At 45.5% G+C, this 681-nt stretch carries 1 protein-coding gene; it reads right to left on the bottom strand.

Translation table 11 applies throughout. The annotated features are described in order from the left end of the window. Positions 1-681 (bottom strand): DUF3987 domain-containing protein (locus H4O21_RS24040; protein WP_182812393.1); only part of this gene is annotated, 681 nt, incomplete at both ends.

Raw genomic sequence — 681 nt, 5'->3', positions numbered from 1 at the left:
GTGAAGCGTCAGTTTTGTTTTTTCTGCTGACACAACATTATGTATAAATCTTGCATATTCCGACCTCAAGCTGTCTGGCATTGGCTTGCTTACAGGGCAATCATTAACCATGTCCCAGTGTTCGCGATAGCCAAGCATTGATTGCTCTCGCAACATGAGGAAACGTTCAGAAAGCCCGTTCCCCCTGTCGCCAGCGGCAAGAATGGCATCAATACTTTCATCCTGAGCAATCACACTTATGTTTCCAAGCACATAACCAGATGAAACGCCACGACCAACACGAGCAGAACCAATAAATCCGCCATCCCAGCCCTTCAGGATGACTTCGGCGTTTGCCTTTCCACCTTCCTTTCCGTAAGAGAGGCCAAGACATGTGTTAAGAACGCTTGCCTCGTCACTTATCAGATTAAAAAAACCACCTTCATGGATTGCCTGATGCTGAACAGCCTCCGGCGTTGCGTCCGTCAGTGGATATGTGATCGTATAAAGCTCCTCCAGCTTCTCCTTTTCGCGAGCAATATCATCTCCGATTAGTGCCTTTGCATTCTGATTGCTGGCCTCTTTGTATGCCTTCATCAACTCTTCGATGCGAAGATTTATTTTTATGATTTGCTTTTCCATCTTTTTGGAAAGGTTGTCGTATTCAATCTTCACCGGATTCATATGCATTGAGTTGATAGC

The organism is Oceanospirillum sediminis (genome assembly GCF_014164585.1).
Lineage (GTDB): Bacteria > Pseudomonadota > Gammaproteobacteria > Pseudomonadales > Halomonadaceae > Oceanospirillum > Oceanospirillum sediminis.
Note: the sequence above shows the minus strand (reverse complement) of the source record. Positions and strands in the feature narration are given on the sequence as shown.